The organism is Actinokineospora sp. HUAS TT18, from assembly GCF_051364635.1.
Taxonomy (GTDB): Bacteria; Actinomycetota; Actinomycetes; order Mycobacteriales; family Pseudonocardiaceae; genus Actinokineospora.
In genome coordinates this window covers 1,799,604-1,813,603 of sequence record NZ_CP195645.1, presented here as the reverse complement: position 1 = coordinate 1,813,603, position 14,000 = coordinate 1,799,604, and the positions used below count along the sequence as shown (strand labels likewise).

At 70.6% G+C, this 14,000-nt stretch carries 14 protein-coding genes and 1 pseudogene; 3 read left to right on the top strand and 12 right to left on the bottom strand.

Translation table 11 applies throughout. The features are described from left to right. Genes ACSHT8_RS07940 through ACSHT8_RS07920 form a run of 5 tightly spaced genes read right to left on the bottom strand, consistent with a single transcriptional unit; the run spans position 1 to position 5,566 of the window. Positions 1–1,512, bottom strand: coding sequence for a sugar ABC transporter ATP-binding protein (locus ACSHT8_RS07940; RefSeq protein WP_436499196.1), 1,512 nt, complete (start codon positions 1,510–1,512; stop codon positions 1–3). A 31-nt stretch (positions 1,513–1,543) separates the two neighbouring features. Then, positions 1,544–2,602 carry a sugar ABC transporter substrate-binding protein gene (locus ACSHT8_RS07935; RefSeq protein ID WP_436499194.1) on the bottom strand — a complete coding sequence of 353 codons (1,059 nt, stop codon included), beginning with the start codon at positions 2,600–2,602 and terminating at the stop codon, positions 1,544–1,546. Between the two features lie 41 nt (positions 2,603–2,643). Further along, on the bottom strand, positions 2,644–3,399 hold the full coding sequence (locus ACSHT8_RS07930; RefSeq protein ID WP_436499192.1) for an SDR family NAD(P)-dependent oxidoreductase: 756 nt from the start codon (positions 3,397–3,399) through the stop codon (positions 2,644–2,646). Continuing rightward, positions 3,396–4,718 (bottom strand): L-fuconate dehydratase, encoded by a 1,323-nt coding sequence (locus ACSHT8_RS07925; protein ID WP_436499190.1) that lies wholly within the window; start codon positions 4,716–4,718, stop codon positions 3,396–3,398. The genes ACSHT8_RS07930 and ACSHT8_RS07925 overlap by 4 nt, the downstream gene beginning before the upstream one ends. Next, the gene (locus ACSHT8_RS07920) at positions 4,715–5,566 is read right to left on the bottom strand and encodes a fumarylacetoacetate hydrolase family protein (RefSeq protein WP_436499189.1); all 852 of its coding nucleotides are present in this window, start codon (positions 5,564–5,566) and stop codon (positions 4,715–4,717) included. The genes ACSHT8_RS07925 and ACSHT8_RS07920 overlap by 4 nt, the downstream gene beginning before the upstream one ends. A gap of 299 nt (positions 5,567–5,865) precedes the next feature. Here ACSHT8_RS07920 and ACSHT8_RS07915 point away from each other — a divergent pair, with 299 nt between their 5' ends. Next, positions 5,866–6,492, top strand: coding sequence for an RICIN domain-containing protein (locus tag ACSHT8_RS07915; protein ID WP_436499187.1), 627 nt, complete (start codon positions 5,866–5,868; stop codon positions 6,490–6,492). A gap of 55 nt (positions 6,493–6,547) precedes the next feature. Here the strand turns inward: ACSHT8_RS07915 and ACSHT8_RS07910 are convergent, their stop codons facing one another. The 6 genes and pseudogenes from ACSHT8_RS07910 to ACSHT8_RS07885 form a co-directional block, all read right to left on the bottom strand. Then, complete coding sequence (locus ACSHT8_RS07910) at positions 6,548–6,967, bottom strand: hypothetical protein (protein ID WP_436499185.1); 420 nt, start codon at positions 6,965–6,967, stop codon at positions 6,548–6,550. A 99-nt stretch (positions 6,968–7,066) separates the two neighbouring features. Continuing rightward, complete coding sequence (locus ACSHT8_RS07905) at positions 7,067–7,906, bottom strand: class II fructose-bisphosphate aldolase (protein ID WP_436499183.1); 840 nt, start codon at positions 7,904–7,906, stop codon at positions 7,067–7,069. Then, positions 7,894–8,814 (bottom strand): 1-phosphofructokinase family hexose kinase, encoded by a 921-nt coding sequence (locus tag ACSHT8_RS07900; RefSeq protein WP_436499181.1) that lies wholly within the window; start codon positions 8,812–8,814, stop codon positions 7,894–7,896. The genes ACSHT8_RS07905 and ACSHT8_RS07900 overlap by 13 nt, the downstream gene beginning before the upstream one ends. After that, positions 8,811–9,716, bottom strand: coding sequence for an ROK family protein (locus ACSHT8_RS07895; protein WP_436499180.1), 906 nt, complete (start codon positions 9,714–9,716; stop codon positions 8,811–8,813). The genes ACSHT8_RS07900 and ACSHT8_RS07895 overlap by 4 nt, the downstream gene beginning before the upstream one ends. 29 nt (positions 9,717–9,745) lie before the next feature. Next, positions 9,746–10,021: pseudogene (locus ACSHT8_RS07890) on the bottom strand (SIS domain-containing protein); the annotation flags it as partial. A 146-nt stretch (positions 10,022–10,167) separates the two neighbouring features. Then, complete coding sequence (locus ACSHT8_RS07885) at positions 10,168–10,749, bottom strand: SIS domain-containing protein (RefSeq protein WP_436499179.1); 582 nt, start codon at positions 10,747–10,749, stop codon at positions 10,168–10,170. Positions 10,750–10,994: 245 nt separating this feature from the next. Between ACSHT8_RS07885 and ACSHT8_RS07880 the strand changes: the two genes are divergently transcribed. Together ACSHT8_RS07880 and ACSHT8_RS07875 are read left to right on the top strand one after the other, a co-directional pair. Next, entirely contained in the window at positions 10,995–11,780 is a 786-nt protein-coding gene (locus ACSHT8_RS07880) for a DeoR/GlpR family DNA-binding transcription regulator (protein ID WP_436499177.1), read from the top strand. A 281-nt stretch (positions 11,781–12,061) separates the two neighbouring features. Beyond that, on the top strand, positions 12,062–13,261 hold the full coding sequence (locus tag ACSHT8_RS07875) for a DUF222 domain-containing protein (RefSeq protein WP_436499175.1): 1,200 nt from the start codon (positions 12,062–12,064) through the stop codon (positions 13,259–13,261). 91 nt (positions 13,262–13,352) lie between these two features. Here the strand turns inward: ACSHT8_RS07875 and eda are convergent, their stop codons facing one another. After that, positions 13,353–13,958, bottom strand: coding sequence for a bifunctional 4-hydroxy-2-oxoglutarate aldolase/2-dehydro-3-deoxy-phosphogluconate aldolase (eda, locus tag ACSHT8_RS07870; protein WP_436499173.1), 606 nt, complete (start codon positions 13,956–13,958; stop codon positions 13,353–13,355). Positions 13,959–14,000: the final 42 nt, after the last annotated feature.

Genomic DNA, 14,000 nt, shown 5'->3' with positions numbered 1-14,000 from the left:
TCAGACACTGTGCTCACTGATTCCCTCGATCTCGGCCACGAGCGTGTTCTCGTCCCAGCCCCGCAGGTGCTCGGCGACGACCCGGCCGCCGACCATCACCACGACGCGGTCGCACACCCGCAGGTCGTCCAGTTCGTCTGAGATGAGCAGAGCGCCCCGCTGCTCACGGGTCTTCTCGTCCACCGCGCCCAGCAGCGACTCCTTCGAGCGCACGTCCACGCCCGCGGTCGGCTGCACCAGCACGATGACTTCCGGGTCGCTGGCCAGGGTCCTGGCCATGACGACCTTCTGCGCGTTGCCACCGGACAGCTCGCCGACCGGCTGGTCCGGCCCCGACGTGTGGATGTCCAGGTCGGCGATCATGGTCCGGGCCGCGGCGTCGCGCTTGCCCGGCAGCACCATCCCCGCGGGTCCGAGCTTCTTCGCGATCGTCATGGTGGCGTTCTCCGCTACCGACAGCCCGCCGACGAACCCGTCGACGTTGCGGTCGCCCGGCAGATAGCCGATACCGCCGTCCAGCGCGGCGCGCACCGTGCCCGGGCGGACCTTGCGGCCCGCCACGAACACTGCCCCGGTGCGGCCGCGCAGTCCGGCCAGGGCCTCGGCGAGCTGACGCTTGCCGCTGACCGCTGAACCCGCCACGCCGACGATCTCGCCTCGGCGCACGGTCAGATCCACCTCGTCGACGTGACCCGGCACGGTCACGCCCGCGAGTTCGAGCACCGGCTCGGCCGACTCGGGCACGGCGGGCCGGTCGGCGCCGACCTGCACGAGCCCGCGGGCCTCGCCGATCATCGCGGCCACCAGCTTGTCCCGGTCCATGTTGTCCACCGTGTCGGTGACGATGTGCCGGGCGTCGCGGAAGACGGTGACCCGCTGGCAGATCTCGTAGATCTCGGGCAGGTGGTGGGAGATGAACAGGAACGTCACTCCCGCGTCCTGCAGCGCGCGCAGCTTGTCGAACAGCCGGGTGATCGCCCGGCCCTCCAGCTGCGCGGTCGGCTCGTCGAGGATGACGAAGCGGGCGCCCAGCGACAGGGCGCTCGCGATCTCGACAAGCTGGCGCTGCTCGACGCTCAGCTCGGCGGCGGGCAGGTCCGGGGACACCGGGACCGACCACGCGTCGAGCAGTTCGGCGGCCTGCCTGCGCTGGCGGCTCGGCGAGATCAAGCCGAACCGCCCGCGCGGCTGCCGGTGCAGGAAGAGGTTCTCCGCGACGGTCAGCTCCTTGACCACCGACGGGTACTGGTAGACACAAGCCACCCGTTCGCGCCACGCGGCGCGGTCGCCGAGTGCCGGGGCGGGCTCGCCAGCGAAGCGGACCTCGCCCGCGTCCGGCTTCAGCAGCCCGGTGACCACCCCGACCATGGTCGACTTCCCGGCGCCGTTGCGCCCGACCAGGGCGTGGGTCTCACCGGCGTGCACCGTCAGGTTCCCGTCGGCGAGCGCGACGGTGGGCCCGAAGCGCTTGACGATCCCGGTCGCCTGGACCAGTGGAGCTTGGGTGTCCATCGTGGAATACCTCTCCTACGTGCTGGTCAGGTCAGGACTTGGCGTTGCCCCAGAGGGAAGCGTCGTCCACGTTGTCCTTGGTCACCAGCGGAGCGGGGAGCTGGTCCTCGAAACCGTTCGGCAGCTTGATCACGGTGCTGCCGTGGTCGGTCGGGCCTTCCTTCGGGGTGACGCCCGCGAGAGCCTGCTTGGCCCAGTAGAGGCCGATGCCAGCGTAGGTGTCGGCGGGCTGGGAGACGGTCGCGTCGATCTCACCCTTGCGGATGGCGTCGAACTCCTGCGGGATGCCGTCGTTGGAGATGATGAAGATGTGCTTGGGGTCGCTCGGCGGGACCAGCAGGCCACGCTGCTTGAGCACCTGCAGGGTCGGGTCGAGGAACACGCCACCGGCCTGCATGTAGACACCCTTGATGTCGGGGTCGGTGGTCAGGCGGGTCTCCAGGGCGGCCTGCGCCTTGGCGCCTTCCCACTCGGTCGGCTCCTCGAACACCTTGATGTCCGGGAACTTCTTGGTCATGCACTCCTTGAACGCCTCGGAGCGGTCCCGCCCGTTGATCGAGGACAGCGCGCCCTGGAACTCGATGACCTTGCCCTTGCCGCCCAGCTTCTCGCCGAGGAACTCACAGGCCTTGGTGCCGTAGGCGCGGTTGTCGGCGCGGACGACCATGTAGACGCTGCCGCTGTCGGGGCGGGTGTCGACGCTGACCACGGGGATCTTCTTGCCCGCGAGCTCGTCGAGCTTCGAGGCGATCGCACCGGTGTCCTGCGGGGCCATGACGAGGGCCTTGGCGCCCTGCGCGACGAGGCTGTCGACGTTGGTCAGCAGCTTCTGCACGTCGTTCTGCGAGTTCGTCGTCGACGTGAGGGTGACGCCCAGGTCCTTGGCCTTGGTCGGCACGTACTTGGCGTAGGCGTTCCAGAAGTCGGAGTCCGCGCGGGGCAGGTCGACGCCGATGCCGCCGCCCGCGTTCGAGCCGGAGCCCGAGGCGGCGGGGGTGTCGGAGTCCTTGCTGCACGCCGACAGCGACACGGCCAGCGTGGTCGCCGCGATGACGGCGAACGCGGCCCGGGAGCGGGAGGTGATCTTCATTGACTGTCCTCGATTCAACAACGGGGAAATCTGCGGGGTATTCAGTTGGCTCGGGGGCGCAGGCGAAGTCCCTGCATGCCACCGTCGACCGCGAGCACGGTCCCGGTGGTCGACGCGGCGTGGGGTCCGGCGAGGTAGGCGATGGCGGCGGCGACCTCGTCGGCGGTCACCAGCCGTCCCATGGGTTGCCGCGCGTTGAGCGCGGCGAGCTCGGCGGCCGGATCCGCGGCGGAGTCCAGCAGCCTGCGCACCCACGGGGTGTCCGCGGTGCCCGGGTTGACGCAGTTGACCCGCACGCCGTCGGCCACGTGGTCGGCGGCCATGGCCAGGGTCAGTGACTGCACGGCGCCCTTGCTGGCGCTGTAGAGCGCGCGCTGGGGCAGTCCGGCGGTCGCGGCGATCGAGCAGGTGTTGACGATCGCGGCCGCCGGGGATTCTCGCAGGTGGGGCAGCGCGGCCCGGCTCGTGCGGACGATACCGAGCACGTTGACCTCGAACACCTTGCGCCACTCGTCGTAGGAGTTGTCCTCGACGGTGCCCTGCGCGCCGATGCCCGCGTTGTTGACCACGATGTCGAGCCCGCCGAACGCCTCGGCGGCCTGGTTCACCGCGGCGGTGACCGAGTCCTCGTCGCCGACGTCGGCGGTGATGCCGAGCAGCGGCTCGGGCACCCCGGCCGGGTTCAGGTCGAGGCAGGCGACCCGGGCGCCGCGGGCGGCCAGGTGGGTCGCCGCGGCCAAGCCGATGCCCGATCCGCCGCCGGTGACGATGGCCCGCAGGCCCGCGAAGTCCGTCATGACGCGTTCCGCCGGGTGGCGGCGGTCCACACGGGACCGCCGGGGAAGGCGAACTTCGTCAGCGTCTCCGCGCGCATGGTGGCGCTGAAGCCGGGCGTGGTCGGGGTGACGTAGTTGCCGTTGACGATGCGCACCGGGTCGGTGAAGTGCTCGTGCAGGTGGTCGACGTACTCGATCACCCGGTTCTCCAGCGAGCCCGACACCGCGACGAAGTCGAACATCGACAGGTGCTGCACCAGCTCGCACAGGCCGACGCCGCCCGCGTGCGGGCACACCGGCACGCCGAACTTGGCCGCGAGCAGCAGGATCGCCACGTTCTCGTTGACGCCCGCGACGCGCGCGGCGTCCAACTGGAGGTAGGAGATGGCGCCGGTCTGCAGCAGCTGCTTGAAGACCACCCGGTTCTGCACGTGCTCGCCGGTGGCGACCTTCACCGGGGCGATGGCCCTGGCGATGGTGGCGTGGCCGAGGACGTCGTCGGGGCTGGTCGGCTCCTCGACCCACCATGGGTCGAACGGGGCCAACTCGCGCACCCAGGCGATGGCGGTGCCGACGTCCCAGCGCTGGTTGGCGTCGATGGCGATGCGGATGTCCGGGCCGACCGTGCCGCGCGCGATGCGCAGGCGGCGGATGTCGTCGTCGAGGTCGGCGCCGACCTTCAGCTTGATCTGGGTGAAGCCCTCGGCGACGGCCTCGTTGCACAGCCTGCGCAGCTTCGCGTCGTCGTAGCCGAGCCAGCCGGGGGAGGTGGTGTAGGCGGGGTAGCCGTTCGCCAGCAGCTGGGCCTTGCGCTCGGCGCGGCCCGGCTCGGCGCGGCGCAGGATGGCCAGCGCCTCACCCGGGGTGAGAGCGTCGGACAGGTAGCGGAAGTCCACCAGGTCGACGAGCTGCTCGGGGGTCATGTCGGCGAGCAGCTCCCAGACGGGCTTGCCCTCGCGCTTGGCCTTGAGGTCCCACAGCGCGTTGACGACCGCGGAGATCGCCATGTGCATGACGCCCTTCTCCGGGCCGAGCCAGCGCAGCTGCGAGTCGTGGACCATCTCTTTCCACACCGCGCCCAGGTTGCCCAGGGTGGCCTCGAGGTCGCGGCCGACGATGTAGGGCTCCAGCGCGCGGATCGCGGTGGTCTGCACGTCGTTGCCGCGGCCGATGGTGAACGCGAAGCCGTGGCCCGCGAGGCCGTCGGGGGCGTCGGTGCTCACCACGACGTAGGCCGCCGAGTAGTCCGGGTCCGGGTTCATCGCGTCGGAGCCGTCGAGCTCCAGCGACGTCGGGAACCGAACGTCGTGCGTGGCCAGCCCGGTGATGCGCGTTGTCATGCCTTCCCCACTTCTTGCCGCTGCCGCCCCAGTCCGTCGATCTCGACCTCGACGACGTCGCCAGCCTTCAGATAAGGCTTGGGGTCGGGGAGGCCGAGCGCGACGCCCGCGGGCGTACCTGTGTTGATGACGTCGCCGGGCTCCAGCACCATGAACTGCGACAGGTACCGGATCACCTCCGCGACGCCGAAGATCTGGTTCTTGGTCGTCCCGTCCTGCCGGAGCACACCGTTGACCCACAGCCGCAGGCCGAGGGCCTGCGGGTCGGGGATCTCGTCGGCGGTGACCAGCCACGGCCCGAACGGGTTGAACGTCTCGCAGGACTTGCCCTTGTCCCACTGCCCGCCGCGTTCCAACTGGAACTCGCGCTCGGAGACGTCGTTGGAGATGGCGTACCCGGCCACGCAGGCGAGAGCCTCCGCGTGGCCGGGCAGGTAACGGGCGGTGCGGCCGATCACGACGGCGAGTTCGACTTCCCAGTCGGTCTTCTCGCTCGCGCGCGGCACCAGCACCTGGTCGTCCGGTCCGATGACTGTGTTCGCCGCCTTCATGAACACGACCGGCTCGGCGGGCGTCTCAGCGCCGGTCTCCGCGGCGTGGTCGGAGTAGTTCAGGCCGATGCAGACGATCTTGCCCGGCCGGGCGATCGGCGGACCGACCCGGACACCGGGTTCAACGACCGGCAGGTCACCGGCCACAATCGCGGACCGTACGAGCTCGATGCCACCACCGGCGAGGAAGGCGGCGTCGATATCGGCGACGACCCCGGAGATGTCCAGGAGCGTCCCCGACTCGTCCAACACGGCTGGGCGTTCCTGCCCCACCGGTCCCACCCTCAGCAGCTTCACTGCCTCGCCCTCCGCTCATACATCGGATCTATTGCCGAGATGTATACCCGGCGTTTCCGGTCGACACAACCCTGAAGCCGCCAATCGGCCGCAAATAGATCCGATGTGTTGCCAAACCGCGACGTACTGCGCGCCGCAGTCGGGGCTATAGCAGCTATTTGTGACGCGAATAGGGGCGAGTGTTGGCAGAACATCGGATGTATCCCACACTTGGCCGGCACAGGTCGGGGGGCCTGGACACCCTCGTGGGTGGTCGCGGACCACCCGTCCACTTTCAAGAGAGGTCCACCGTGGCAACGTTGCCCCCTGCGTCCCCGGACGGCCAGTCCGGCCCGTCCCGCCGCGACATCCTGCGCGTCGGCGGCTCCGTCAGCGCCTTCCTCGCGCTGGGCAGTCTCCCGGTGTTCGCCGTGAACGCGCTGGCAGGCGAGACCGGCGAGGCGGGGACCGTCGAACTGGTGCCCGCCGCGGACGCCACGACACTCTGGACCCCACCCGCCAAGGGAACGACGTTCCTGCTGGTGAATCGCCGCAGCGGCAAGGCGATCGACGTTCCCAACGGTTCCACCGCAAACGGCACCGCCCTGATCCAGTACACCCAGCACGGCAGTCCCAACCAGCGCTGGCGCCTGGCCGACCTGGGCGGCGGTATCTACTCGGCGAAGAACGTGAACTCGGACCTGGCGGCGGACGTCGGCGGTGGCTCGTCCGCCGATGACGCGGCCATCATCCAGTGGCCTTACGGCGGTTCCACCAACCAGCAGTGGATGCTCAGCGACCTGGGCACGGGCTACTTCAAGATCGTGAACGTGCGCAGCGGGAAGGTGATCGGCGTGCGCGGGAACTCGCTGACGAACTCGGCGGCGATCGTCCAGCAGACGGACACCAACGACCTGAGCCAGCAGTGGAGCCTGGTGGCGGTCTGATCGCTTGACGTGCCCTGACCCGGTAGCCGGGTCGGGGCACGTCGATCCTGCGGCATCAGTGGGGTTCGACCTGACTGTGGGTCAGACCGGCCAGCGCGTACGCGAGCTTTCGGTGGTCCCGGGTGACCAGGGGGCCGACCTGGATCGCCCTCGACTTGATCCCGACCTCGATGCGGGTTCCGGTGCCCTCCTGGTAGACGAAGGCCGGATAGAAGAAGCCGTAGGTGAAGAGTGACGGTCGGGACGACAGGATCACGATGCCGCGGCTGGGATCCTGGTCATCGACGGAGTAGCCGGGCGGACAGTGGTAGACAAGCCAGTTGTAGACCGTCGCGGGCGGCACCGCGGAGTGCAGCACCATCCGCCGCTTGGTCATGGTGGCCGTGGCCGCTGAGCCCTTGCGCGTGAAGGCCACCACGAGGAACACGAGAACGACGACGGTCGAGGTGACCAGGCCGATTAGGAAGATGTCCACGCCGCGGAGTATTCCGTATGTCCGCGCATAGGTTGGTGGGCGGATCCTGCTGCGCGGACCCGCCCACCAACTAACCACCGCGACCCCCTCGCGGTGGGCCTATTCCGCGCCTGCCAGCACCTTCAGCAGGCGGGCGGACTCCGTCGCGACGGCGTCGCGGCCGGACTTCAGGTACTTGCGGCTGTCCACTGTGTCCGGGTAGGCCGCGAGGTAGGTCCGGATCGCGGCCGTGAAGACCTTGCTCAGCTGCGTGGCGATATTGATCTTCGTCATGCCCTGGCGGACCGCTTCGAACAGGTCGGCGTCGGGGACGCCCGAAGAGCCGTGCAGCACCAGCGGGACCGAGACCGCCGCGCGCAGCTTGGCGATCAGCGCGTGGTCCAGGGTGGCGTCGCGGGTCAGCATCGCGTGGGACGAGCCCACCGCGACCGCGAGCGCGTCGACGCCCGTCGCGGCGACGAAGGCGGCGGCCTCGTCCGGGTCCGTGCGGACGCCGGGGGCGTGGACGCCGTCCTTGCCGCCGACCTCGCCCAGCTCCGCCTCGACCCAGACACCGGCCGCGTGGCAGTGCTCGACGACGGCCTTCGTCTGGGCGACGTTCTCCGGGTAGTCCAAAGTGGAACCGTCGTACATCACCGACGAGAAGCCCAGAGCCACCGCTTCGTGCACCAGTTCAACGGACTCGGCGTGGTCGAGGTGGACGGCGACCGGAACCGAAGCCGCGCGGGCGACGGCGAGCGTGCCCGCGGCGATCGGTTCGAGCGCGCCGTGGTAGCGGACGCAGTTCTCGCTGATCTGGAGGATGACGGGGGAGTCCGCGGCCGCCGCGCCCGCGACCAGGGCCTCGGCGTGCTCCAGGTGGATGACGTTGAACGCGCCTACGCCGGTTCGGGACGTCCAGGCGGGGTGGACGATCTGACCGGTTCCTACGAGTGGCATCGAAGTTCCTCCAGGGTCACGCCCGCACGCAGATCGTCGAGCGCGTTGGTGTCGAGGTCGCCTGCGAGGGGGGCGGCGACGGCGGCGGCGGACCAGGCCACGGCCTCCCGCAGCAGGTAGGGCCAAGGATGTTCGGCGGCGAGACCGGCGGCGAGCGCCGCGACGAGCGCGTCACCCGCGCCGGTGGGGTTGCCGAGGACCATGCGGTCGGGGCGGACGAGCCAGCGGCCGTGTTCGCCGACCGCCAGCAGGCCGTCGGCTCCCAGGGACGCGACGACCGTGCCCGCTCCGGTGGCGCGCAGGGCCTCCGCCGCGGTGAACGGGTCGGACTCGCCGGTGGCTTCGCGGAGTTCGGCCGCGTTGGGCTTGACGACGTCGGCGCCCGCCGCGGCGCCCGCCAGCAGCGGCTCGCCAGTCGTGTCGAGGATGGTGCGGCAGCCGTGGGCCCGGGCGAACCGCACCAGGTCCGCGTAGGCGGTGGCGGGCACGCCCGGGGGAAGGCTGCCGGAGAGCACGACGACGTCGGTGTCGGAGAGCACCGCGCCGAGGTGGTCGCGGAAGTCGGCCCACTCGGCCGGGGTGATCGTCGGGCCGGGCTCGTTGAACACGGTCGCGTCGCCGTCAGCCACGACCGTGACCGTCCGGCGGGTCTCGCCGGTGATCGGGAACAGGTCGAACTGGACACCGGAGCCCTTGAGCTCGGCGCGCAGCGCGTCGCCCGTCGCGCCACCCGCGAGTGTGACGGCCAAGGTGGGAAAACCTTGGCCTGTCAGGACTCTGGCCACGTTGATGCCCTTGCCGCCTGCCCGGCTGTGCACAGTGGACACCCGGTGACTCGCGTTGGGGACCAGTGCCTGCACGGCGTAGGTGGTGTCGAGCGCGGCGTTCGGGGTGATGGTGACGATCATGTCGGTTCCCGAAGGTTGTGCAGTGCCAGCAGACCCGCGCCCAGGCACGCGGCCTGGTCGCCGAGGCTGGCCTGCACCAGCTTCGGCACGCGTTGGAACGTGAGCAGCCCGGCGAGCCGCGCGCGCAGCGGGTCGAGCAGGTCGTCGCCCGCGCCGCTGAGGCCGCCGCCGACGACGACCACCTCGGGGCCGAGCGTGTTGACGACCATCGCGAGGACCCGCGCGAACGCGTCCACGCCGTCCGCCCACACCTTGGCCGCGGCGGGATCGCCCGCGACCAGGCGGTCGCGGACCTCCAGCGCCGTGGTGACCTCCGTGCCGGTCAGCGCGCTGTAGCGACGCGCCAACGCGCGGGCCGAGGACACCGTCTCCAGGCAGCCGCGGTTCCCGCACGTGCACGGCTCGCCGTCCGGTTCGACCGTGATGTGGCCGACCTCGCCCGCGTAGCCGTCGCCGGTCAGCACGCGGCCGCCGCTGATGAAGCCAGCGGCGATGCCGGTGCCGATCGGGATGAACGCGACCTCGTGGAAACCCTTGGCCGCGCCCAGTTCCCATTCCGCGAGCGCGCCCGCGCGCACGTCGTGGCCCAGGAAGGTCTGCACACCGGTCTTCGCCGTCATGCGGGCCGCCAGGTCGGCGTCGCGCCAGCCCAGGTTGACCGACAGCTTGGCCACGCCCGTGGCCTCGTCGACAAGGCCGGGCACGACGACCCCGACGGCCGCCAGCGGCACCGACGCGCCCAGTTCGGCGACGATGTCGGCGACCATGGCGACCACCGCGTCCGCCCCGTACGGGGTGGGGCGGCGCACCGTCTGGTGCACGCGGTGGCCCGCATCGATCAGGGCCGCCTTGGTGAAGGTGCCACCCACATCGATGGCCGCGACGAGCGATCCGGCGTTCACCGTGGTCACGCTAGCCGGGGACGCGACGGTCACTGGCTCGACGGGGAAAGGATCACCGACCGGGTGAGGTGGCGCGGGCGGTCGGGGTTGAGGCCCTTGCGCTCGGCAACCGCGATCGCGAGCCGGTGCGCCAGCACGAGCTGGGCCAGCGGGTCGAGGTCGTTGGCGAAGAAGGTCGCCCCGGTGGCGGCGACGTCTTCGGCCAGCCCGTCCGGCGCCTGGCCGAACACCCAGGTGACCCGGTTCGGCTCGGCGATGGAGATGGGACCGTGGCGGTACTCCATCGACGGGTACGACTCGGTCCACTGCTGGGCGGCTTCGCGCAGCTTCAGCCCGGCCTCGTGCGCGAGGCCGATCGTCCAGCCCTGGCCGAGGAAGGTGAACTGCTCGGCCTCGGGCAGGCTGCCCAGCGGCTCGGCCAGCGCGCTCTTGGCGTCGGCGATGGCGGCGGTCAGGTCCTCGCCGAGGCTGGCGCGCAGCAGCGCGATTCGCGCAGCTTCAGCCCGGCCTCGTGCGCGAGGCCGATCGTCCAGCCCTGGCCGAGGAAGGTGAACTGCTCGGCCTCGGGCAGGCTGCCCAGCGGCTCGGCCAGCGCGCTCTTGGCGTCGGCGATGGCGGCGGTCAGGTCCTCGCCGAGGCTGGCGCGCAGCAGCGCGATCGCCGAGGTGGCCGAGCGGGTCTGCACGACGGATTCCTCGTCGGCGAACGGCAGCTCGATCACGTGGTCGGCCAGGCCGACGACCGGCGAGTCCAGAGTGCACGTGATGGCCACGGTGGTGGTGCGGCCCTTGAGCGCGGCCAGCAGGTCCAGCACCTCGGTCGTGGTACCGGAGCGCGAGATCACGACCACCCGGTCGTAGTCGCGGCCGACCGGGAACTCGGAGGCGGCGAACGCGTCGGTCACGCCCTGTCCCGCGTCCTCCCGGAGCGCCGCGTAGGCCATCGCCACGAACCACGACGTGCCACAGCCGGTAACCGCCACCCGCTCGCCCGGCGACGGCAGCGCCGCCGCGTGCGTGGGAGCGATGTCCACGGCCCGCGTCCAGCACTCAGGCTGGCTCTCAATCTCCACCACGGAAGCAGACAACGCCACGAGATCCTCCCTCAACGACCAATTTCGCTGGTCCATTCGTGCACGATGCTACATGAAAGTGGGCAGAATCAAGCATCTTTGCGCAATCGCGCTCAGTCGTTGAGACTGTTCCAGCGGTGAGTGTCGGCCTGCGCAGCCGATCGCGCTTGCCGGCGCAACTGATCGAACGGATGACGGAGGTGGCGATGAACCGACACGAGCGCCTGAGCGGCCTGCTCGAACTGCTCGGCGAGCGGGGCCGCGTCGAGGTCGAGGAACTGGCCGACGAGTTGACGGTGTCCGCCGCGACCATCCGGCGCGACCTCGACCACCTGGCCGAGCAGCAGTTGCTCACCCGCACCCGCGGCGGCGCGGTGGTCAACAACGTCAGCTACGACCTGCCGCTGCGCTACAAGTCGGGCAGGCGCGCCCCGGAGAAGTCCAAGATCGGCCAGTCGGCCGCGGCGCTGGTCAGCGCGGGCGACGTCGTCGGCCTCAACGGTGGCACGACCACTACAGAGGTCGCGCGCGCGATCGCGACCCGCGGCGACCTGGCCCGGCCGGGCGACGGTCCGACGATCACCGTGGTCACCAACGCGCTGAACATCGCCAACGAACTCGCCGTGCGCCAGCACATCAAGCTGGTCGTCACCGGCGGCGTCGCGCGGCCGCAGTCGTTCGAACTCACCGGCCCGCTGGCCACCAAGGTGCTCGGCGACATCACCCTCGACGTGCTGTTCCTCGGTGTCGACGCCATCGACGCCGACAGCGGCGCCTACGCCCACCACGAGGGCGAGGCCAGCATCAACGCGCTGATGGTCGACCGGGCGCAGCGGGTCGTGGTGGTCGCCGACAGCTCCAAGCTCGCGAGCAGGGCGTTCGCCCGGATCTGCGCCATCCCGCGCATCCACGCCGTGGTCACTGACGCCGACGCGCCGGAAGCGGTCCTTGAACCCTTCAGGGCGGTCGGGCTTACCGTCCATCAGGACTAACAGCTGGGCGAACGTATCCGCTCGCTCGTCTCGGCGCTGCTCGCTGGAACCGTTGTCGCCGGGCTGGTCCCAGCGGTCCAGTCCGCCGCCGTCCATTCCACAGCGGGATCAACGAGACGATCGTGCGCGGCGTCAGTCCGCACGTCGCGGCCGGGTGGTGTCGATGGGGTGGTCGGCGTTCCTTGGTTCCGTCACCCGATAGGTTGTTGGCCCCGGCGCACGATCGGGTGGTCTTCTTCTACCTGCGGAAATGGGCTGTTTTCGCCGGTATTGTTGAACTTGTGTTCGATGTCGATGTGGTCGCCGGGATGAGCGACGTGGAGGTGCTGGACCTGCTGCGCGAGTTGGAGCGCGAGCAGGCGGTCCGCGACGCGGTGAAGGTTCGGGCGTTGGCGCGGATGGCTGAGTTGCGGCCGGATCGCGACGGGGGTGGGCATCGGTTCGCGGGGGCGGAGGTCGGGGTCGAGTTGCGGTGGACGCCGGGGCACGCGGCGTGCCAGGTGGCTCGGGCGGCTCGGCTTGTCGCGCTGTTTCCGTCCACTGTGGACGCGTTGGCGGCGGCGCGGATCGACCTGGCCCGGGCGCACGCGTTGGCTGAGATCACCGAGACCTTGTCCGTCGAGCACGCCGGTGAGTTGGAGGCGTGGATCCTGGCTCGCGCCGAGGGCAAGACGATCGAGGGGTGGCGGCAGGCCCTGCGGGCGAAGAAGGACCGGGTCGATCCCGAGGGTGCGCGGCGGCGTCGGGAGCAGCGGCGGCGGGAGCGTCGGGTGGGTCTCTACGTCGCCGAGGATGGGATGGCCTGTTTCGACGTGTATGACACGGGCGAGCGGTTGCGGGCGGTGTATCTGATGGTGGACAAGGTGGCGCGGGCGATGCGCGCGGAGGGCGCGAGTGAGCCGCTGGACGCTCTGCGGGCCGACGCGCTCTACGACATGGTCGTCAACGGTGGTGGCCGGGGTGTCAGCGTCGAGTTGCAGGTCGCGGTGCCCTACACCGTTCTGCTCGGGGCCGACGTGCCGGGGACGCTGGCCGGGTACGGCAGCATCAGCTCGGCCGCGGTCGCCGAACTGGTGGCCGCCGAGGGCACGGCGTGGCGGCGGGTGGTCACCGATCCCGCGGGGAAGGTGCTGGAAGTCAGCGCCCGCAGGCACCCGGGCGCCGATCTCGCCCGCCACATCCGTTTGCGCGACCAGGTGTGCCGGTTCCCGGGCTGTCACCGGCAGGCCGCCGCCTGCGAACTCGACCACACCGTCCCGCACAGTCGGGGCGGCTCGACCAGCGCCGACAACCTCGGCTGCCTGTGCCCGCTGCACCACAAGCTGAAAGACCAACCGGCGTGGCGATTGCGGCAGACCCGCCCCGGACTGTTCGTGTGGACGACACCGGGTGGGCGAACCCACGACGTCGGGCAAGACCCACTCGTCGACTACGAGATCCCCGCACCCAGACAAGGCGAAGGATCACTCGCCCCATTCTGACCGGCGCCGGTACGAAGGCTGGTGAGCCGCATCGCCGATGATGGCCGGGGTGGCGGACTGGGCTAGGGCGCCAGTCCGCCACCCCGCGTTCTCACGCGGTGGCTTCCTTGGCCAACTGGGTGATTCGCGCCCAGTCGCCCGTGGCCACGGCGTCGGTCGGGGTGAGCCAGGAGCCGCCGACACAGCCCACATTGGACAGTGCCAGGTACTTCGGGGCCGTCTCCTGGGTGATGCCGCCGGTCGGGCAGAACCGCACGTGCGGGAACGGCCCGGCCAGTGCGGCGAGGTACTTCGCGCCGCCCGCGGCCTCGGCGGGGAAGAACTTCAGCTCGGTCAAGCCGCGTTCGGCGGCCATCATCACCTCGGACGCGGTGGAAACGCCTGGCAGATAGGGAAGCCCGCAGTCGGCCATGGCGTCCAGGACCGCCGGGGTGCTGCCGGGGCTGATCAGGTAGCCCGCGCCCGCGGCCACCGAGGCGTCGACCTGGGCCGGGGTGACGACTGTGCCGACGCCGACCATCATGCCGGGGACCTCGGCGGCGATCCGCTCGACCGCGTCCAGCGCGGCGGGGGAGCGCAGGGTGACCTCGATCGTGCGGATTCCGCCCGCCAGCAGGGCTTCCGCCAGCGGGACGGCCGTGGCGACGTCGGAGATCACGACGACCGGGATCACGGGCGACAGGTCCAGAACACTCATCTGGCCTTCCTCGCTCCGCTCGGAGGCATTCCCGGCACACTG

What these genes read in the sequence shown, in the direction of transcription:
- ACSHT8_RS07940 (WP_436499196.1), bottom strand. Translation starts at nt 1,512, where the DNA reads ATGGACACCCAAGCTCCACTGGTCCAGGCGACCGGGATCGTCAAGCGC.
- ACSHT8_RS07935 (WP_436499194.1), bottom strand. Translation starts at nt 2,602, where the DNA reads ATGAAGATCACCTCCCGCTCCCGGGCCGCGTTCGCCGTCATCGCGGCG.
- ACSHT8_RS07930 (WP_436499192.1), bottom strand. Translation starts at nt 3,399, where the DNA reads ATGACGGACTTCGCGGGCCTGCGGGCCATCGTCACCGGCGGCGGATCG.
- ACSHT8_RS07925 (WP_436499190.1), bottom strand. Translation starts at nt 4,718, where the DNA reads ATGACAACGCGCATCACCGGGCTGGCCACGCACGACGTTCGGTTCCCG.
- ACSHT8_RS07905 (WP_436499183.1), bottom strand. Translation starts at nt 7,906, where the DNA reads ATGCCACTCGTAGGAACCGGTCAGATCGTCCACCCCGCCTGGACGTCC.
- ACSHT8_RS07900 (WP_436499181.1), bottom strand. Translation starts at nt 8,814, where the DNA reads ATGATCGTCACCATCACCCCGAACGCCGCGCTCGACACCACCTACGCC.
- ACSHT8_RS07880 (WP_436499177.1), top strand. Translation starts at nt 10,995, where the DNA reads ATGAACCGACACGAGCGCCTGAGCGGCCTGCTCGAACTGCTCGGCGAG.
- eda (WP_436499173.1), bottom strand. Translation starts at nt 13,958, where the DNA reads ATGAGTGTTCTGGACCTGTCGCCCGTGATCCCGGTCGTCGTGATCTCC.